The sequence below is a fragment of the Streptomyces sp. NBC_00984 genome (assembly GCF_045162475.1).
GTDB lineage: Bacteria > Actinomycetota > Actinomycetes > Streptomycetales > Streptomycetaceae > Streptomyces.
Map to the genome: position 1 here is coordinate 1,749,878 of NZ_CP108734.1, position 20,353 is coordinate 1,770,230.

The 20,353-nt window shown below is 72.0% G+C and carries 9 protein-coding genes; 1 reads left to right on the plus strand and 8 read right to left on the minus strand.

The features are described 5' to 3' along the window. Positions 1–49 precede the first annotated feature (49 nt). Positions 50–259, minus strand: coding sequence for an MbtH family protein (locus OG520_RS07595; protein ID WP_399333027.1), 210 nt, complete (start codon positions 257–259; stop codon positions 50–52). A 268-nt stretch (positions 260–527) separates the two neighbouring features. Between OG520_RS07595 and OG520_RS07600 the strand changes: the two genes are divergently transcribed. After that, positions 528–1,640, plus strand: a complete 1,113-nt coding sequence (locus OG520_RS07600) for an alpha/beta hydrolase-fold protein (protein WP_406012653.1) — start codon at positions 528–530, stop codon at positions 1,638–1,640. A 48-nt stretch (positions 1,641–1,688) separates the two neighbouring features. Here OG520_RS07600 and OG520_RS07605 read toward each other — a convergent pair whose 3' ends face one another. The 7 genes from OG520_RS07605 to OG520_RS07635 all read right to left on the minus strand — a co-directional run bounded on the left by OG520_RS07605 (position 1,689) and on the right by OG520_RS07635 (position 20,352). Then, positions 1,689–3,389 (minus strand): ABC transporter ATP-binding protein, encoded by a 1,701-nt coding sequence (locus OG520_RS07605; protein ID WP_406012654.1) that lies wholly within the window; start codon positions 3,387–3,389, stop codon positions 1,689–1,691. Continuing rightward, positions 3,376–14,259, minus strand: coding sequence for an amino acid adenylation domain-containing protein (locus tag OG520_RS07610; protein ID WP_406012655.1), 10,884 nt, complete (start codon positions 14,257–14,259; stop codon positions 3,376–3,378). The genes OG520_RS07605 and OG520_RS07610 overlap by 14 nt, the downstream gene beginning before the upstream one ends. A 57-nt stretch (positions 14,260–14,316) precedes the next feature. Next, the gene (locus OG520_RS07615; RefSeq protein ID WP_406012656.1) at positions 14,317–16,104 is read right to left on the minus strand and encodes an ABC transporter ATP-binding protein; all 1,788 of its coding nucleotides are present in this window, start codon (positions 16,102–16,104) and stop codon (positions 14,317–14,319) included. Positions 16,105–16,150: 46 nt separating this feature from the next. Then, positions 16,151–17,200, minus strand: coding sequence for an iron-siderophore ABC transporter substrate-binding protein (locus OG520_RS07620; RefSeq protein ID WP_406012657.1), 1,050 nt, complete (start codon positions 17,198–17,200; stop codon positions 16,151–16,153). 154 nt (positions 17,201–17,354) lie between these two features. Then, positions 17,355–18,197, minus strand: a complete 843-nt coding sequence (locus tag OG520_RS07625; RefSeq protein ID WP_399333039.1) for an ABC transporter ATP-binding protein — start codon at positions 18,195–18,197, stop codon at positions 17,355–17,357. A 38-nt stretch (positions 18,198–18,235) separates the two neighbouring features. Continuing rightward, positions 18,236–19,297, minus strand: a complete 1,062-nt coding sequence (locus OG520_RS07630) for a FecCD family ABC transporter permease (protein ID WP_406012658.1) — start codon at positions 19,295–19,297, stop codon at positions 18,236–18,238. Further along, positions 19,294–20,352, minus strand: a complete 1,059-nt coding sequence (locus tag OG520_RS07635) for a FecCD family ABC transporter permease (protein WP_406012659.1) — start codon at positions 20,350–20,352, stop codon at positions 19,294–19,296. Before OG520_RS07635 ends, OG520_RS07630 begins: the two co-directional genes overlap by 4 nt. Position 20,353 lies beyond the last annotated feature (1 nt).

Below are 20,353 nucleotides of genomic sequence, written 5' to 3' on the forward strand. Positions count from 1 at the left end.
CCGACAGGCCCGTCCCGCGGGCGGCGGCGGGGCGATTCGCCGCGTGGGGTCAGTCGGTGGATGCCGCGAGGGAACGGGGGCGCAGATCGGTCCAGTTGGTCTCGATGAACTCCAGGCACGCCTCCCGGGAGTTCTCATCGAAAGCGGTCGTCCATCCCCCGGGAACCTCGGCGAAGGACGGCCAGAGCGAGTGCTGCCCCTCGTCGTTCACCAGGACCAGGAAGCGGCCTTCGGGGTCGTCGAAAGGGTTGGTGCTCATATGTCAGTGCCTCCTGGGCCCGACGGGCCGGTGACGGCCGCGTCATGAGTGCGCGTCAGAACGTCGGTGCGGGTGGAATCAGAGATGAGGCGAGCCGAGACATTAGGTTAGGCTCACCTAATATGAGAGGAGCCTAGCCTCTCACCCTTCCCCCTCACAAGGAGATGCCGATGCGCCTGGTGACCGAACGGCTCCGCACCGAGGACGGCACGAACGCGTCCCCGAGCACGTTCCTCCGGACCACGGCCGACCGCCTCATCGGCCGGCCATGACCGGTCCCGACACCGGCCTCAGGGCCGACGAGGAGAGCGTCTTCGCCGAGTTCGGGCTGCCCGGCGCACCCGGCACCGACGCGTTCTGGGCGGCTGCGCGGACGCCCGCCCCGGTGCCCGACGGCGACGGCGGCTGGCGGACCCTGTTCCTGTGGCGCGGGGCCGGGGCCTGCATCGACTTCGAGAGCTGGTCACAGCCGGTTCCGCTGCGCCGATGGGCCGGCACGGACTGCTGGTACGCCGAAGTGCGGATGCCCGCGCGGCTGCGGGTGACCTACCGGATCATCACGGGTGACGCGGCCCACGCGGACCCGTTCAACCCGGTCGGGGCCGGCGCCGACCGGTCCATCGCCGCGACCCCGGACGCCCCGGCCCAGCCGCACTGGCCCGCCGTCGGCGCCGACGACGTCCTGCCCCTCCCCCGCACCCGGCTCCGCTGGAGCAGCGACCGGCTCGGCGGACGGCGCACCGTGCGTGTGCACCCGGCGGGCGGCGGCGGGCCGGTGGTCCTGCTGCTCGACGGAGACGACTGGCTGCACCTGCACCCGGCCATGGCCGCGTTCGACTCGGCCGTCGCCGGTGGTGGGATGCCCCCCGTCACGCTCGTCTTCCTTCCGGCCAAGGACAGGGTGGCCGAGTTCGGGTGCAGGCCCGAGCTGTGGGAGGCGGTCCGGGACGAACTGCTGCCGCTGGTGACGGAATCCGGCGTACCGGCCGACCTGGACCGGCTGGTGGTCGCCGGGCAGAGCCTGGGCGGGCTGAGCGCGCTCTACGCGGCGCTGGAGTTCCCGGACCTGGTCTCGCGCGTCGCCCTCCAGTCGGCCTCCCTCTGGTGGGCACCCGGTGCCATGGACCTGGCGGACCCCCTGGGCGGCCCGGTCGGCGGCGCCGTCGCCGCACGGCTGCGGCAGAACCCCGACCTGTCCCGTCTGCGGTGCGCGTTCGACGTGGGAGAACACGAGACGCGGATGCTGCCCCACTGCGAACTGGCCGAGAAACTGACCGAACGGGCCGGTGCGACGGTGCGGGTCTCGCGCTCGGCTTCGGACCACGACCGGGCGGGCTGGCGGCACGCCCTGCTCAGGGACGTCGCCTGGGCCCTCGGCTGAGCGGTTCCGGGGACGTGTTCGGGCACGTCCCCGGAACCGCCCGGGGCTTCACCGGGCCACGGCCAGGCAGTAGTCGGCGTCACCGGCCAGGAGGTTGCGGTGGGTGTCCTCGGCGGTGATGACGCCGTCGTCCAGGACGAGAACACGGTCGGCGGCGTCCAGCAGGGCCGGGCTGCTGGTGATCACGACCGTGGTACGGCCGCGGCGCATCTTCGCGACGTTGCGCGCGACGAGCTGCTCGGTGACCGCGTCGACGGCTGTCGTCGGGTTGTGCAGGACCAGCACGTCGCTGTCGGCGGCCAGGGCACGGGCCAGGGACAGCCGCTGCCGTTGCCCCCCGGAAAGGTTCGCCCCGCGGTCGCGGACCGCGTAGTCGAGCCCGTCGCGGTGGAGAGCGACGACATCGGTCAGCATGGACGCCTCGACGGCCTCGGGAATCCGCCGGCTGGTGCCCGACGGGTCGATGTTCGTGCGGAGCGTGCCCGCGAAGATCTCCCCGTCGTACGGATTCACCAGCATGTGTTCGCGGACCGCCTCGATCGACAGCTCCGCGATCGGCTGCCCGCCGAGCCGCACCTCTCCCTCGTACGCGTCGGGCGCGACGTTCACCGCGAGGACCGACGCGAGGTCGGCCGCCGCACGCGGTTGATAGACGGCGATCGCCACGAACTCACCGGCGGCCACCTCGAACTTCAGCCTGCGCAGGGACCCGTGCCGCACGCAGTCGACCGCGAGGCCTCCGCCCTCGGCCGGACGCTGCGAGCCCGGCGTCGCCACCGGTGGAGCGGAGAGCACCAGCGCCATCCGCTCGGCCGACGCGCGCGCCATCATCACGTACTTGGGCATCTCCGAGAACATCTTGAGCGGTTCGATGATGAACTGCGCGAGGCCCACGGCCATGACCAGTTCCCCGATGGTGATCCGGCCGTCGAACGCCAGCCCGCCCGCCGTCAGGGACACGGCGGCGGCGAGGACCGCGTTGAGGGCCAGCGCGGTGCCCGCGTACGTGCCGTTCACCCGGGCGACCGTGATCGCCTGGCGCTTCGCGTCCGTGCTGACCTTCCGGTAGGACCCGAACGCCGCGTGGTTGCCGCCGAAGCCGTGCAGCGGGCGCAGGCCGATGATCAGGTCGGCGACCTTCGCACCCGCCCGCGCCACCCGGGCCTGCTGTTCGCGGGTACTGGCGCCGATCCGCCTGGACAACACGGCCAGGATCGACAGGATCGCGACGGTCCCCACGACCACCAGCAGGCCGAGCCGGATGTCGGCCAGGGACAGCGCGACCGCCGCGACCACCACCGCGACCAGGGAGCTGATCAGCAGCGGCACCACCTCGACGATGTCGGCGGTCTGGTCGGCGTCCTCGGTGGCGATGGTCAGCACCTCGCCGGACTTCAGGTCGACGTCCCTGGCCACCGGCTGGAGCCCGCAGGCGGCCACCTGCACCCGCCAGCGGTGCGCCTCGGTCGTGTTGGCCTTCTGCAGGACGCGCATCCCGAACCGCCACGACAGCGACACCGTCGTGATGATCACGGCCAGCGCGCCGATCGACAGGCCGAGCGCGCTCGGGCTCCGGTCCTGCATGGTGTGCTCGACGATCACGCCGAGCGCGATGGGGAAGGCGGTCTCCCCCGCCTGGTACAGGCCCATGAGGACGGTGCCCCGGACCATGGCGCCGACGTTGCGGCGCAGCGCGGTCCGCAGGATGTCCGACCCCGGCCGGGGCCGCTGCGTGTCAGGAGTTTTCATCAAGGTGGCGGGCAATCGCTTCCGGGGTTCGCAGGGTGAACAGATCACGGATCGTGATCACAGGACCGTACTCACGGCGGAGCAGCCCGGTCAGCCGCACCGCCAGCATGGAGTGCCCTCCGAGGGACACGAAGTCGCTCACCGCGCTCACCTCGTCGTCGTCCAGGTCCAGTGCCTCGGCGAAGAACTCGCACACCGTGATCTCGTTCTCTGTCTCCGGGCCGCGCTCTCCCCCGGTGGTCAGCGCGCCGAGCGGCCTGGCCTCCGGCAGCGCCCTGGTGTCGGCCTTCCCGTTCACGGTCAGCGGGATGCTGTCGACCTGGGCGAAATGCGTCGGGCGCAGGAAGTCCGGCAGACCGGCGCCCACTTCGGCGGCGACCCGTGCCAGGTCCGCTCCCTCCAGCACGAGATAGGCGGCCAGCCGGTACGCGCCGTCGACCTGCGGGTCGGGCTGGGCGACCGCGGCGGCGAACCGCACCGCCGGGTGCGCCGCGAACACGGCCTCGACCTCCCCCGGTTCGACCCGGTGTCCGCGGATCTTGACCTGCTGGTCGGTGCGGCCCAGGTACGTCAGGTTCCCGTCGGGCCGGCGGACCACCAGGTCGCCGGTGCGGTACATGCGCTCGCCGGGCCCGCCGAACGGGCACGCGACGAAGCGGTGGGCGGTCCGGGCGCTCTGCCCGAGGTAGCCGCGCGCGATGCCGATGCCCGATACGTACAGCTCACCGGGGACCCCGTCGGGCAGCGGCCGCAGCCACGGGTCCAGTACGTACACCTCGGTGTTGTCGATCGCGACGCCCACCACCGGATCCTGGCACTCGAAGGTGCCGACGCCGAGGGTGTTGATGGTGTACTCGGTGGGCCCGTACAGGTTGTAGCCGACCGTTCCCTCGGTCCGGGCGAGCCGCTGCCAGAGCGTCGGGGTGACGGCCTCGCCGCCCAGCAGCACCAGCGCCGGCCGCCGTGCCGGGTTGTCGAGCAGGCCCTCGGCCACCAGCTGCTGCGCATAGGTCGGGGTCACGTTGATGACGTCGATCCCGTGCTCACGGCAGTACTCGACCAGACGGGGGGCGTCGCGGCGCAGTTCCTCGTCGCAGATGTGGACCTCGTGGCCGTCGGCGAGCCACAGCAGCTCCTCCCACGACATGTCGAACGCGAACGACACGGTGTGCGCGATCCTGAAGACCCGGTGGTCGTGCTCGGCGAGGACCGGCTCGAAGATCCGACGCTGATGGTTGATCAGCATGTTGGTGAGCCCGGCGTACTCGGTCACCACGCCCTTGGGCTTCCCGGTCGATCCGGAGGTGTAGATCGTGTACGCGGGGTGCCGCAGACGGTCCGGGTCGTCCGGTGCGAACGTCACGTACGGATCGGCCTCGGGCAGGGGGCGGTCCAGCTCGATCAGCTCGCCGCCGAGCCGGGGCGACACGGCGCTCACGGTGAGGATCGCCTCGGGCCGGGCGTCCGCGACGATGGTCGCGATCCGCTCGTCCGGGTGGTCCAGTTCCAGCGGTACGTAGGCGGCGCCGACGCGCAGCACGGCGAACAGCGCCACGATCGAGTCGAGGGAGCGCGGGATCGCGAGGCCCACCATCGTCTCGGGGCCGATGCCCCGCCGGGCGAGCACACCCGCCACCGCACGGCTGCGGTCCCGGAGTTGGGCGAACGTCATGGTCGAGCCGTGGGCGACGAGCGCGATCCGCTCGGGATCGCGGTCCGCCGCCCGGTCGAAGCGGTCGACGACGGTGTCCGTGCCGACTTCGGTGCGCTCGGCCGGTCCGGGGACCGGGGCGAGGCCCGGAAGCGCGCCCACCCGCCCCGTCGACCGGGCCAGGTCCTCCAGCACGCGGAGGTAGTCGTCGAGGAGGCGACGGGCGCCCGCGGGGTCGTCGTCGCGGTGCTCCAGCTTGACCGTGAGCCGGTCGCCGGGCGTGACGACCCAGGTGAACGGGTAGTGCGTGGAGTCGTCGGCCTGCACCGAGGTGATGCCGTGCCTGGCGTTCATCTCGGCGAACGCGTCCAGGTCCAGGAAGTTCTGGAGCACGAACAGGTTGTCGAACAGGGTGTCGTGCCCACTGGCCCGCTGGATCTCGCCGAGCCCCAGGTGCTCGTGCTCCATCGCCTCGACCCTGGCCGCCTGTACGGCCGACAGGTACGCGCCGACCGTGTCGTCGGGCCGTGCCCGGGTCCACATGGGCACCGTGTTGAGCAGCACACCGACGATGCCGGCGTGGCCCTCGCCCTCCCGGCCCGAGACGGTCACGCCGAACACGGCGTCACCGCGCCCCGTGTGTGCGCCGAGAAGGAGGCCGAACGCGCCGGTCAGCACCGTGTTCAGGGTGACGCCGTGCACCCTGGCCGCGTCCCGCAGCAGCTGTGACAGTTCGGCGGAGAGCGTGTACACGAGAGCGCGCGGCAGGTCGTCCGACAGGGCCGGGGCCGGTCCGGCGAGCAGCGTCGGGCCCGGGAGCCCGGCCAGGTGCTCCGCCCAGAAGCGGTTCGACACCGCGGGGTCCCTGGCGTCGAGCGTCCGGGCGTACTCCTCGAAGCTCGGCACGGCCGGGGTCGCGGCGGGCGGCTCGCCCGCCACGACGGCCTCGTACGCGTCGAAAAGGTCCCGCAGGACGATCTCCCGGGACCAGCCGTCCCAGAGCAGCAGGTGGTAGCTGAGCAGCAGGCCGTCCCGGCCGTCCGGCAGCCGCACCACGGTCAGCCGGACCAGTGGCGGCTCGACCGGGTCGAACCCCGACTCGCGGTCCCGGGTGCGCAGCGCCTCGACCTCCGCGTCCGACGTCGCGGCGATCGTGCGGACGTCGACCCGCCGGCCCGCCTTGAGGACCTGGACCGGGTTGCCGTCGTCGTCGGTGGTGAAGCCGGCGCCCACGACCGGGTGCCGCGCGATCACGTACGCCATCGCCTCGGCCAGCGCGTCGGTGTCCAGGCGCCGCTCGAAGGTGAACCAGCTCTGCGCGACGTAGTGTCCGGCCGCGCCCGCCATCTGGGCCTGGAAGAACAGGCCCCGCTGGAGCGGGGTGACCGGTGCCGTGCGCTCGGCCGTCGCGGCGGCGTCCGCCAGGTGCTCCAGCGCGCCGCGCCAGTGCTCGGTGATCCCGTCGGGTATGCCCTCGGCGAGGGTGAAGGCCGCGTGCAGGCTTCCGGTGGCGTCGTCGGTCCACGCGTTGACCTCGACGGCGTACGGGCTGCCCTGGTCACCGCCGGTGACGTGCAGCGCCCTGGACTCGCAGCCCCGGCCGAGGTAGTTGAACAGCACCTGCGGGCGGGCGCCCAACAGCGGTGCCGTCTGCGGGTTGAGGTACCTGAGCAGGCCGTAGGCGACGTGCCCGCACTCGTCCGGCTGGCGCTCGGCGACCTCGCGCGCCGCCGCGACCGGGTCGGTGTGCGCCGTGAGCCGCACCGGTGCGATGGCGGTGAACCAGCCGACGGTACGGGAGTAGTCGTGGTGTTCCAGGGCCGGGACCCGGCCGTGCCGCTCCAGTTCGATCGCGAGGTCGGTGGGTGTGGGCTGGACGCGGGTCAGCGCGGTGCGCAGGGCGCCGCACAGCAACTCGGTGAGACCCAGGCCGAATGCGGCGGGGGCGCTGCGCGTCACCCGGTCGCTCACCTCGGGCGCGAGCACGACCGTGGTCTCGCGCGGGTCCTGGACCTCGGGCAGCAGGGCGGGGGCCCCGAGCGTGGTGATCCAGTGTCCGAGGTCGTCGGTGACCCGTGCGGACCGCACCGCCAGCGCTTCGGCGTACTCGGCGTAGGACGTGGTGGGTGGTGCCAGGGCCGCCCCGCTCATGGCGGTGGCCAGGTCGTCGAGGAGGACCAGCCAGGACACCGCGTCGACGGCGAGGTGGTGCACGGTGACCACCAGGGTCCGGCTCGCGGCCAGCCAGGAGAAGGCGATGACGTCCCCGGAGCCGGGATCGAGCCGTCCGGCGGCCTCGTTCGCCGCGGCCGTCGCGTCGCGGGCGTCGGTCGGCAGGACGGCGACCTCGCGGGCGGGTTCGGTACGCAGGGACCACACACCGTGCTCGACGCGCAGCCGCAACCGGAGGGCCGGGTGTGCGGCCACGACGGCGTTCGCGGCGCGCCGGGCGTCGGCGAGGTCGGTGCCCTCGGCCGCCACCACTGCCCTGGCCTGGGCGAACCGGGCGAGCGAACCGCCCAGTTCGCGCTGGCGCAGGATGATCGGGGTGGCCGGCAACGGGCCGTCCTCGCGGCGGGACGGCGCGGACGCCACGGGCTGCGGGGCCCGCGCGGCCAGGTGGTCGGCAAGCGCGCGCGGCGTCTTCAGCAGGAACACGTCCCGGGGGACGATCGGCAGGCCGAGCGCCCTGGCCCGGTTGATCACGGTGATGGCGACGATGCTGTCGCCCCCGGCGCCGAAGAAATCGGTGTCGGCGTCCACCGCGACGCCGGGCAGCGCCGCGGCGAAGACGTCGACCAGTGCGGTGAGTGCGGAGTCGCTCGTGGCCACCGGGGTGTCGTCCTGTGCGGCGCGCTCGCCCAGGGCCTTGCGGTCCAGCTTGCCGTTGACCGTCAGCGGCAGGGCGTCGACCGGCAGCACCCGGCCCGGCACCATGTGGACGGGCAGCTTGGTGGACAGCAGCGCGGTGAAGTCTCCGGGCACCCGGCCCACGACGTGTGCGACGAGGTGGTCACCGCTGTCCGCCACGGTGACGGCCGCATCGACGACACCGTCGAGTTCCCTGACCGCCGACTCCACTTCGCCGAGCTCGATGCGGAATCCCTTGAGCTGCACCTGGTCGTCGGCGCGGCCGACGAACTCCAGCTCGCCGTCGAGCGTGCGGCGGGCGAGGTCGCCCGTGTGGTACATGCGGGAGCCGTCGGCTGCGAAGGGGTTCGCCACGAACCGGCCCGCGGTGAGCCCGGGTCGGCCCAGGTAGCCGAGCGACACCTGGTCCCCGGCGACGTAGATGGCGCCCACCCGGCCCGGCGGCACCGGCCGGAGCCGGTCGTCGAGCAGGTGGGTGACCAGGCCGGGGATCGGACCGCCGATCGGGCTGACGTCGTCGCCGGGGCCGAAGTCCTCGTCGGTCAGCACCCGGTGGGTGACATGGACGGTGGTCTCGGTGATGCCGTACATGTTGACCAGCTCGGGCGTACCGGTGCCGTGCCGCTCGACCCAGCCGCGCAGCCGCCCGAGGTCCAGCGCCTCGCCTCCGAAGACGATCCGGCGCAGCGCCGTGACCGGTTCACCGGCGAGCCGGTCGGCCTCGATGAACCGGTAGAACGCCGAGGGGGTCTGGTTGAGCACGGTCACCCCGCGCTCGCGGACCAGCCGGTGGAAGTCGACCGGGGAGCGGGTCAGCGCGTACTCCGGCACCAGCAGTTCGCCGCCGTGCACCAGCGCGCCCCACAGCTCCCAGACCGCGAAGTCGAAGGAGAAGGAGTGGAACTGGACCCATACGTCGTGCGGGCCGAAGCCCATGTCGGGCCGGGTGTTCGTGAGGAGCGTCACCACGCTGGAGTGCGGGACGGCGACGCCCTTGGGCCGGCCGGTCGAGCCCGACGTGTAGATGACGTACGCGGGATCGTGCCAGTCGGCCCCGGGCCCGGCGGTGGTGGCCCGTGGCAGCTCGTCGCCCTGGACGAGCACCCGGGCCTTCACCTCCGCTCGGGCCAGCAGGCGGGTGAAGCGGCCTTGCTGTTCACGGTCCACGAGCACGACCTGCGGGGCGGCGTCGGCGAGGATGTGCTCCAGCCGCTCGTCCGGGTACGCCAGGTCCAGCGGCACGTACGCGCCGCCCGCGCCGACGACCGCGACCAGGGCAACGACCTGCTCCACGGAGCGCGGGACGGCGACGGCGACCCGCCGGCCCGGCCCGGCACCGGCCGCGCGCAGGGCTGAGGCCAACTGGTTCTTGGCGTCCGCGAGTTCACCGTAGGTCAGGGACCGGGCACTGCCGTCGAGAGCGCATTGGGTGACGGCGGTGGCCGCCGGGTCACGGTTCGCGGCGGCGTCGAACAGCTCGCCCAGGGTCGCCGGGGAGATCCGCGCCGGGCTCCGGCCGGCCTCGGGGGCCAGATCGTCGACCAGGGCGTCCGGCCGGTCGAGCAGGCCGGTGAGGGTCCGGGTGAACGTGCGCAGGATCGCCTCGGCGCTCTCCCGGCGCAGCAGTTCACCGTCGTGGATCAGGTTGAAGCGCGGTCGGCCGTCGGTGGCGCGCTCCACCACCAGCGTCAACGGGTAGTGCGGGGCGCCCTCGTTGACGATGCCGGTGATGACCAGCTCGTCCTCGGGGCCGCGCAGGGCGTCCACATCGGCCGCGACGTCGAACACCACCAGGGTGTCGAAGAGGGGGCCGGTGCCGGCCCGGCGGCCGATCCTCGCCAGTGAGACGTGCTGGTGCGCCAGCACCGTGCTCCGGTGTTCCTTCACCGCGGCGAGCAGCTCGCGCGCCGTGGTGGCGGCGGCCCACCGGGCGCGCACGGGGATCGTGTTGATGAACAGGCCCACCATGTCCTCGATGCCGGGCACCTCCGCGTCGCGCCCGGACACCGTGGAACCGAACACGACGTCCCTGCCGTGCAGGATGCCGCCCAGCGTCACCGCCCACGCGCTGTGCACGGCCACGCTCAGGGGCACGCCGGCCGACCGGGCGGCGGCGTCGAGGTCGTCGGCGGGCTCGACGGCGGTGTCGGCGAACCGTTCGGAGGGGGTGTGTCCTTCGGCGACCAGCGAGGGGCCGGGCAGACCGGCGAGTTCGCCGCGCCACACCCGGTCGCTCTCGTCGTGGTCGCGCCCGGCGAGCCAGGCCACGTAGTCGCGGTAGCCGCCGAGCGGGTACGCGGTCCCCGGCGCGTGGTACTCGGCCAGCAGCGCGCGGAGCATCGGCGGCACCGACCAGCCGTCGGCGACGATGTGGTGCACGGTCTGCACCAGGACGGTGCGGCCGGAGCCGGCCCGGATGAGCGTGTAGCGCATCAGCGGCCCGGTGGCCAGGTCGAAACCGGCGCGGCGGTCCCGCTCGGCGTGGTCGCGGATCTCGTCGTCGGTGAGGGAGGGGCGGTCCAGCGTGGTGAAGGGCGCCTCCGCGCCGCTCTCAACGACGGAGACGACCCGGCCGTCGGCGAGGGCCGTGAACCGGGCGGCCAGATTGGGGTACAGGGTGAGCAGTCGGGTGGCCGCCGCCGCGAGCCGGCCGGCGTCCACGTCGCCGTCCAGCGTCAGCAGTTGCTGCTCGACGTAGCTTCCGGTCGCGTCGTCGTCGAAGACCGAGTGGAAGTACAGGCCCTCCTGCAAGGGGGTCAGCGGCAGGATGTCCCGCAGCGCCGGGCCGTCCAGGTCGTCGACGTCGGCCTGGGTGAGCCGCACCAGGGGGAAGTCGCTGGGAGAGTGGCCGCCCTCTTCGAGTGCGGCGAGGGCGGACAGGGCGGCCCGGAAGTACTCGCCGAGGGTGGTGATGTCCTCGTCGGTGAACATCCCGTCGGGCCAGGAGAGGGTGGTGACCAGCTCGTACGCGCCACTCGCGTCGGGTTCGGCGATGGCGTTGAACTCCAGGGCGCGCGGCATGCGCATCCTCGGGTCGCGCTTCTCGCCCAACTGCCCCGTGGTGCCCGCGAGCTGCCAGTCTCCGGCGGCGCCGGCGTCGAAGCGGCCCAGGTAGTTGAACAGCACCTGCGGTGCGGGCGTGGACAGTCCGGTGTCGGTCAGGTAGCGCAGGGCACCGTAGGAGACGCCGTTGCCGGGCACCGCGGCGAGATCCTCCTTGACCGCCCTGAGGGCGGCGGCCAGGTACGCGGGTGCGGTGAAGTCGGCTGCCGCGCCGGGGTCCACGGTCACCGGGAACAGGGTGGTGAACCAGCCCACGGTCCGCGACAGTTCCGGCTCGAAGCCGGCCGCGTCCGCCACGTAACGGCTCTCGCGGCCGTGTCCCTCCAGTTCGATGTGGGCGAACGTCTGGTCCTGCCCGAGGTCGCGGCGCCACCGGGCGAGGGTGACGGCGAGCGCGGTCAGCAGTACGTCGTTGACGCCCGCGTGGAACCTCGCGGGGATCTCGCCCAGCAGCGCGGCCGTGTCCTCGGGCCCGACGGAGAAGGTCCGTGTCCGCTCCCGGGCGACGGTGTCGGCCTCGGTCCGCGTACGTCTGCCCAGTGGTGCGTCGGCACCCGGCAGGGGGCGCTGGAAGTGGGTACGGTCCGTATCGGATGCCGCCCGCTCCAGCAGCTGCGTCCAGCGCCGGAACGACGTGCCCACGGGGGGCAGTTCGATCGGCGTGCCCGAGGCGAACCGGCGCCATGCCGTGGCCAGGTCGTCCATCAGGATCCGCCAGGACACGCCGTCGATCACGACGTGGTGGGCGACCAGGACCAGTTGCCGCGCCTCGCGGCGCCACACGGCGCGCAGCATCACACCGCCCGCCGGGTCGAGCCCGTCGGTGGCGAGCGCGACACACTCCTCCAGCGGGCGGTCGCTCTCCTGCCACCCCACGACGGCCGGGCCGGCCTCGGGGATGTCGAAGCCCCAGCGGTCGCCGCGCACCAGCCTGGCGCGCAGCATGTCGTGCCGTCCGAGCACGGCGGCGAGGATCTCGTCGAGGGCGTCGGCGGTCAGCTCCGCCGGCGTGTTCAGTACGACCGACTGCACGAAGCCGTCGATCGCGTCCGTGGCCCGGCCGAGCCACTGCACGATGGGCGATCCCACGACGGAACCGGTCGCGACATCGCCGTGGTCCACGGCGGAGACGTCCTCGCGGCTCGCCACCGCGGCCAGTGCGCCGAGAACGCTGTGGGTGAAGATCTGCCGTGCGGTGACGTAGAGGCCGTCGTCCCGCAGCGCGCTCAGCAGTGAGATCGCCAGAATGCTGTCTCCGCCGAGCTGGAAGAAGTCCTGGTCGACACCGGCCCTCTCCAGCCGCAGCACCGACGCGACGGCCGCGCACACCGCCCGTTCGTCGTCGGTGGCGGGCGCCACCACGGGGCCCGTGCCGATCGCGGGCTCCGGCAGGGCGCCCCGGTCGAGCTTGCCGTTCGCGGTGAGCGGGAACTCCTTCATCACGACGAGATGGGCGGGCACCATGTACTCCACCAGGTGCCGGGCGGCCCACTCCTTGACCTCGTCCGCCCGCAGCTCCTCGTGGCCGGCGGCCGGGATCACGTACCCCACCAGGTAGGTGCCGCCCGCGGCGTTCTTCTTCGCGACCACGCAGGTGTGCCGTACCCCGGGGTGTTCCGCGAGGCCGACCTCGACGTCCTCGATCTCCAGCCGCATGCCGCGGATCTTGATCTGGTTGTCGGCGCGGCCGAGGAAGTCCAGCGACCCGTCGGGGGCGAACCGCGCCAGGTCACCGGTCCGGTACAGCCGGGACCCGTCCTCGGCGAAGGGGTTCGCCACGAACCGGGACGCCGTCAGGCCGGGCGCGTTGACGTACCCGCGCCCCAGGAGGTGCCCTCCCGCGTACAGCTCGCCGCCGACCCCGACCGGGACCGGGCGCAGTTCGTCGTCCAGCACGTACAGCTGGGTGTTGGGGTTGGCCCTGCCGATCGATGTCGACAGGCGTTCGGCCGCACCCCGGTAGATGACGTGGGAGACGCCGATGGTCGTCTCGGCCGGGCCGTAGCCGTGGTACAGGGGGATGCCGAGCCGGGCGCGGAACCGCTCGTACAGCTCCGGTGTCAGCACCTCGCCGCCGCACCACACGTGCCGCAGGCTGTCCAGGCGGCCGGAGTCGCCCGCGATCTCCAGCAGCACGTCCAGCATGGACGACACCAGGTAGGTGAAGGTGACGCGCTGCTCGGCGATGACGCTCAGCAGGTGGTGCGGGTCGCGTTCACCGCCGGGCCGCAGGATCACCAGCCGGCCGCCGGAGACCAGCGGCAGGAAGATCTCGTTGATGGATATGTCGAAGGACAACGGCGCCTTGAACAGTGACGCGTCGTCGTGGCCGAAGCGCAGGATCTCGTCGACCTGCCACAGCAGGCGCTCGCTGATCGCCTCGTGCCGGATCATGGCGCCCTTGGGCCGTCCGGTCGAACCGGACGTGAAGATCACGTACGCCAGGGCCGCGCCGGGGACGGTCGCCTCCGGTGCCTCGGCCGGGTGGGCGCCGAACCCCCAGTCTCCGAGGTCGACGGCCACGGCGTCCGGTTCGCCAGCGCCGTGCTCGCCCGAGTCGTTGAGCTGGAGCACGACCCGGGCGTCCTCGACGACGACGGCCCGTCGCGCGGCGGGCCACTGCGGATCGAGCGGCACGAACGCGCACTTCGCCTGGAGCACGGCGAGGAGCCCGATGACCATGTCGGCGGAGCGGCCGAGCGAGATCCCGACGACCTGCTCGGAGGTGAGACCTCGTTCGATCAGATGATGGGCCAACTGGCTGGAGTATGCCGCCGCCTGGCGATACGTCAGCGACCGGTGCTCATCGACGATCGCGACCGCGTCCGGCCTGGCGCGCGCCTGCTCGCGGAACATCTCCATGATGGTCGGGCGGACCCGGTCGGCCCGGGTGTCGTTCCACCCGGCCAGGGCTTCGAGCCTCGCCGCCGGGCCGGACGGGCCGATGGTACCGATGGGCCGGTCCGGGAAGTCGGCCAGGTCGTCCAGTGCGAGCTGCGCGTCGGCAAGCACGACGCCGTCGGGGACGGTGATGCTCCGGCCGTCCGCGCCGGCCTCCCAGTCGCCGCTCCCGGCACCGCCGTTGTCGACCCACCCGAGGAGGTCGGCGAAGAGCGTGCCGGGGGTGAGGTCCATGCCGTCGGGGCCGAGGCCGGTCGCCCAGTACGACAGCCCGATGGCACACGCTTCGGCGATGGTCCGGTCACCGTAGTCCCCGGTTCGACGGCGCACGTCGGCCAGGCGGGTGGGAGAGAGCAGTACGCGCGGGGCGCTCGGTTCCATCATCGAAGACTCAGCATCCTTCCGAGATATGAAGGTTAGCCTAACCTCACTGAGGCTCACCTAACTACCCTCTCTCCAGGCGCGCCACAGTCGCGCGTACTGGCCACCCAGAGCCACCAGCTCCCCGTGCGTTCCCTCCTCCACCACGCGTCCCGCGGACAGCACGGCGATCCGGTCCGCCGCCATGGCCTGGGTCAGCCGGTGCGCCACGAACAGCGTGGTCCGGCCCGAGCACGCGGCCAGCACGGCCCGCTCCAGCTCGGCGGCACCCTCGCTGCCCGCCTCCGCGGTCGACTCGTCGAGCACCACCACCGGCGAGCGGCCCAACACCAGCCGGGCGAGGGCGATCTGGGCGACCTGGGTGACGTCCAGGCGCTCGCCGCCCTCGCCGACCATGGTGTCCAGCCCGTCGGGCAGCAGCTCGACCCACCTGTCGGCGCCGACCGTACGCAAGGCGTCCATCAGCTCGGCATCGTCGGCCCCGGGCGCGGCGAGCCGCAGGTCGTCGGCGAGCGGGCCCGAGAACACGTGCGTCTCCTGCGTCAGGATGCTCACCAGGGCCCGCGCCCCCGCCTCGTCCAGACCGGCGAGGTCCTGCGACCCGATGCGCACCGACCCGGCCTGCGGGGTCCCTGTGCCGGCGATCAGCGCGGCCAGCGTCGACTTGCCCGCACCCGTCGCCCCCACCAGGGCGAGCGAACCACCGGCCGGGATGGACAGGTTCACATCCCGCAGGACCGGTTCGTCGGTGTCGGGATAGCTGAAGGTCAGGCCCTCCACCGTCACCGGACACGGTCCGGTGTCCGCGGCCGGGACGGACACGTCTCCCACCAGCCGGTCCTCCGCGGGCTCCCCCAGCACCCCGACCAGCCGGGTGAGGCTCGCGCCCGACTTCTGCGCCTCGTCGAAGGTGAACATGATGGCGCCCAGCGGGGTGAACAGCCGGTGGAACATCAGCGGAGCCGCCGACACCTCGCCCAGGCTGGCGGCGTCGGCCTCCAGCAGGGCGTATCCCACCACGACGATCAGGGTCAGCCCGATGAACTCGGCGCGGTTCTCCCTGCCGACGAACCGTCCGAAGAACCGGAACACGTCGACGCCGTACTCGCGCACCCGCCACGACTCGCGGGTGACCTTCTCGCGGACGGCGTCCTCCATGCGGTACGCCCGGACCGTATCGATCCCGTTCAGACCACTGATCAACGCCTGCGCACGGTCGGCCTGGGCCGCCCGCTGCTTCCGGTAGAGCGGCGCGGACCGGGGCAGGTACCACCGCAGGGCCAGCACGTACGCGGGCAGCGCGCCGGCGCCTGCCAGGCCGAGCCGCCAGTCCAGTCCGAACATGCCCGCAGTGGCGATGACGACCAGCACACCGGCGGAGAACACCGTGGGGATGGCGGCCCGGATGCCCTTCGACAGCACGGCCACGTCGTCACCGACCCGGGACAGCACATCGCCCCGGCCGACCTGTTCCACGCGTGCGCTCGGCATCCCCAGCACCGCGCGGACGGCGCCTTCCCGCAGCCGGGCGAGCAGATCCGCTCCCAGCCGTCCGGTCAGATACGTCGACACCGCGGTGGCCACCGCGCCGAGCAGCGCGGCGGCCACCATCAGTACCCCGATCCTGACGAGCACCGAGCGCGATTCGCCACCGACCACCCCGTCGACCACCTGGCCCAGCAGAAGCACGGGGAGCACCTGGAGCGCCGCCCCGGCCACCGTGGTGAGCAGGGTGGAGGCCGTCAGCCACGGGGCCCGGCGGCAGTGCGTCGCGACCCACCCGGCGGCCTCGCCCCCCGTCGCCGTGCGCAGGGTTGCCGGGGCGACGGGGGTGTCGGTGACGCTCACACGAAGACCAAATCTCTCCGGGGACGGGGCAGTCCGATCGGCATTTCTAGTCGACCGACTTGACGAGTTCGTCGATCGCGTAGGGCAACGACAGCAGGGTGCCCTGGGACATGGCCGCGCCGACCGCCGGTCCCTCGCTGTCCAGCAGGTACGACACCTTGCCGTTCTTGACGGCGGACAGGTTGGCGAACAGCTTGGACTTCTTCAACGCCTCGGTGTCCGCCTTGTCGTTGATGACGAAGATACGGTCGACGTCCACCAGGTCGATGCGCTCGGGGGACAGCACGGTGAAGAACTTGCCGTCCGCGATCGTGTCGATCTTGGTCTGGTACTTGAAGCCGGCACCCGTCACCAACCGTCCGCGCACGTCGGTGGAGGTGAACGGTCCGACGGAGTCCTTGTACCAGGACAGCACCACGGCGGTCTGGTCGGCGAACTCCGGGTGCGCCTTCTTGGCCGCGTCGAGCTTGCCCTGGATGCCCTGGACCAGCTCGGTGCCCTCGTTCTCCTTGCCGAGCGCCTTGGCGATGTGCAGCGCGTTGTCCTGCCACGGCGCGCTGAAGGGCTCCTTCTCGCCCTTGGTGCGGCCCACCGTCGGGGCGATCTTGGAGAGCTTCTCGTAGGCGGCCCGGTCGATCTCGGAATAGACCGCGATGATCAGGTCCGGCCGCAGGGAGGCGATCTTCTCGTAATTGGGGCCCGAGTCACCGTTGTTCATGATGACCTCGGGGCGGGTGTCGCCCCACTTGTCCTTGACCCAGGGCCACTGGGTGTTGATGTCGGGGGACTTGCCCGCCGGGTTCGGGTACTGGTCGACCATGCCGACCGGCTTGATGCCGAGCGCCAGGATCGCCTGGTCGTCCGTGTAGCCCACCGAGACGACGCGCCGGGGAGCCTTGGTGATCTCCGTGGATCCGAATGCGTGCTCCACGGTGACCGGGAACGCGCCCGCGGCGGTGGCCGGGGCGTCGTCGCCCTTCTTGTCCGCAGAGTCGGAACCGCATCCCGCGAGGAGGCCGACGCCCAGGGTCGCGGCGGACAGTATCCCCGCCACCCGCCGCCAGGGCCTCACGCGCGTCGATCGATGGAGAAGCATCCGGAATCCCTTGCTTTCACACTGTCCACTGCGCCTCTGTGTAAGGGCAGCCAAACCTTATCCTGAATAAGTTAGGCTAGCCTAGCCTAACTTCTGAATCGCCCTCCGTCGGGCACGAGTTGGGCTCCGGCCCGCGCCCGCACGCCACAAGGAACTACGGGTCGAGCCGGACGTGCGTACGGCCGATCGGCACGATGAGCGGCCGATCGCCCACCGGGTCGTCGATCACCATGGCGTGCAGCCCGAACGCCTCCCGCAGCAACTCGGCGGTGATCACGTCGCGCGGGTGCCCCTGCGCCAGGACGGATCCCTCCCGCATCACGATGAGGTTGTCGCTGTAGCGCGTGGCCAGATTGAGGTCGTGCAGCACCATGACCACGGTGCACCCCGACTCGTGCAGGTCGTCCACCAGGTCGAGCACGTCGATGGCGTGCGCCAGGTCCAGATAGGTGGTCGGCTCGTCCAGCAGCAGCAGGTCGGTGCCCTGGGCCAGCGTCATCGAGATCCAGACGCGTTGGCGCTGTCCGCCGGACAGCGAGTCGACCGGCCGGCCGGCCAGCTCGGACACCCCGGTCATGGCCAGCGCGCGCTCCACGACACCGGCGTCGTCCGAGGACCACTGCCGCAGCCAACTCTGGTGCGGGTGACGCCCCCTGGCGACCAGGTCGGCCACCGTCAGCCCCTCCGGCGCGACCGGTGCCTGCGGCAGCAGACCGAGCTTCTTCGCCACGTCCCTGGTCCTGAGCCTGCCGATGTCCTCGCCATCCAGCACGACCGCCCCCTTGGCCGGCTTGAGCAGCCGGGTCAGGGTGCGCAACAGGGTGGACTTCCCACAGCCGTTGGGACCGATGATCGTGGTGATCACCCCTGGAGGGATCACCACGTCGAGATCGTCGATGACCGTGCGGCCGCCGTACCCGACGGTGACCCCCCTGGCTGCCAGCCGTGGGACGTCCTCGACCCCGGCCTCGATCTCGGTGATGAACTGAGCGGCCACAAGCCCTCCTTGTCTGGGTTCGCCTTATTTCTTACCGTCTACCTCAGGTTCGCCCGCACCAGCAGATAGACGAGGAACGGGCCGCCGATCGCGGCGGTGACCACGCCGACCGGGAGCGTGATCGGCAGCGCGGTGCGCGCGACCAGGTCCGAGCCGATCAGCAGCAACGCTCCCACCAGGCCGGAGGCCACCATCGGCGGCGTCGGGAACCTCGCCAGACGCATCGCCACCTGCGGAGCCACCAGGGCGACGAACGGGACCGGGCCTGCCGCGCTCACCGCCACCGCGGCCAGCAGGACCGCGCACAACAGCAGGACCGCCCGCACCCTCGAATACCGGACGCCCAGCCCGGCGGCGACCTCGTCGCCGAGGTGCATCGGCTTGAACTGGAACGCGACACCGGCCACCACCATGATGAGGACGAGCGTGCACCAGAACGCCACCCGGATCTGGTCCCACGACCGGTCGTCCAGCGAACCGACCAGCCACGCCTGGGCCCTGGCCACGTCCCTGATGTCTGCCGAGACCAGCAGCCAGGTCGTGATCGCCTCCATCACGGCGCTCACCGAGATGCCGATGAGGATGAGCCGGAAGCCGTCGATCCCGCGCCGCCACGCCAGGAAGTACACCAGCAGCCCGGTACCGAGACCGCCCGCGAGTGCCGCCGCGGGCAGGCCCACCGAGCCGACGACCGCCGCGGCGGTCCCGCCCGACACCGTCACCAGGAACACCGCGACCGCGCTCGCTCCCCCGGTGATGCCCAGGATGTCCGGACTGGCGAGCGGATTGCGCGCGACCGACTGCGTGATCGCCCCGGACACCCCCAGCGCGACCCCCACGACGAGACCGGCCAGGGCACGCGGCATCCGCAGATCCATGACCACGAACTCGTCGATCTGTTCGCCCCGGCCGAGGATCGTGGCGATCACCCTGGACAGGCCGATGGGGAAGTCCCCGACCCCGATGGAGAGGCAGAACACCAGGAAGGTCGCCGCCAGCAGCAGCAGTGTGACCAGGACGAGCCAGGGCCGCCATACGAACGACACATGGCCGAGCCGTACGCCCGGCGCCACCGATGGGTTCACGTCTGTCCCGTTCATGCGCTCCTGAACTTTCCCCGCCACACCACAATCGCGAAGAACGGGGCGCCGAGAAGGGCGACCACCACACCCGCGTCCAGCTCGCCCGGCCGCACCACCAGACGCCCCACGATGTCGCAGACCAGCAGGACGACAGATCCGAGCAGACCCGCGTACGGCACCAGCCAGCGGTAGTCGGGGCCGGTCAGATACCGGGCCACATGGGCCACCATGAGCCCGAGGAAGGCGATGGGGCCGCAGGCCGCCGTGGCCGCACCCGCGAGCAGGGTGATGGCGACGATGCCGACGGTCCGGCTCAGCGCGATGTTCACTCCCAGCCCCCGCGCCACGTCGTCGCCCAGGTTGAGCAGGTTGAGGGCGGGCAGGGTGATCAGTGCCAGCACCAGTCCGGCCGCCATGAACACGGTCACCGGCCAGATGACGTCGAATCCGACACCGGCCACGGAGCCCGCGTTCCAGAACCTCAGCGCGTTCAGCGACTTCCGGTCGGAGAGCGCGACCGCCGTGGTCATCGCCGCGAGGAACACCGTGATCCCCTGCCCGGCCAGGGCGAGCGTCAACGGATTGCCCGCCCCCCGGCCGATGCTCGCCAGACCGAAGACGACGACGCCGGCGACACCCGCGCCCACGAAGGCGAACCAGACGTACTGGAACGGGTCGGCGAAGCCGAACACGGCGATCACCGACACCACCGCGAACGAGGCGCCGGAGTTCACCCCCAGCAGGCCCGTATCGGCTATCGGGTTGCGGGTGTACCCCTGGATCAGCGCACCGCCGACCCCCAGCGCGAGGCCCGCCACGACCGCGAGCACCGTCCGGGGCACCCGCACGGTCTGCACGATGAGCCTGATCTCGGTGAGCCGCCGGTCGGCGTCGGGCGCCGCGAACAGTCCGTGCCAGACCTCGGCGGGACTCAGCGCGCGCGTGCCGACGGCCAACGACACCGCCGCGGCGACCACGAGGATCACCACGAGCGCGACCAGGCCCACGGCCCGCCGCCGGCGGGCCTCTGTCGTACCCCCGGGCGCGGGGCGCTCAACTGCAGTCGTGCGCATG

Excerpts from the sequence above, each read along its gene's own strand:
- OG520_RS07605 (WP_406012654.1), bottom strand. The coding sequence starts at position 3,389 with ATGAAAACTCCTGACACGCAGCGGCCCCGGCCGGGGTCGGACATCCTG.
- OG520_RS07610 (WP_406012655.1), bottom strand. The coding sequence starts at position 14,259 with ATGATGGAACCGAGCGCCCCGCGCGTACTGCTCTCTCCCACCCGCCTG.
- OG520_RS07635 (WP_406012659.1), bottom strand. The coding sequence starts at position 20,352 with ATGCGCACGACTGCAGTTGAGCGCCCCGCGCCCGGGGGTACGACAGAG.
- OG520_RS07600 (WP_406012653.1), top strand. The coding sequence starts at position 528 with ATGACCGGTCCCGACACCGGCCTCAGGGCCGACGAGGAGAGCGTCTTC.
- OG520_RS07620 (WP_406012657.1), bottom strand. The coding sequence starts at position 17,200 with ATGCTTCTCCATCGATCGACGCGCGTGAGGCCCTGGCGGCGGGTGGCG.
- OG520_RS07630 (WP_406012658.1), bottom strand. The coding sequence starts at position 19,297 with ATGAACGGGACAGACGTGAACCCATCGGTGGCGCCGGGCGTACGGCTC.
- OG520_RS07595 (WP_399333027.1), bottom strand. The coding sequence starts at position 259 with ATGAGCACCAACCCTTTCGACGACCCCGAAGGCCGCTTCCTGGTCCTG.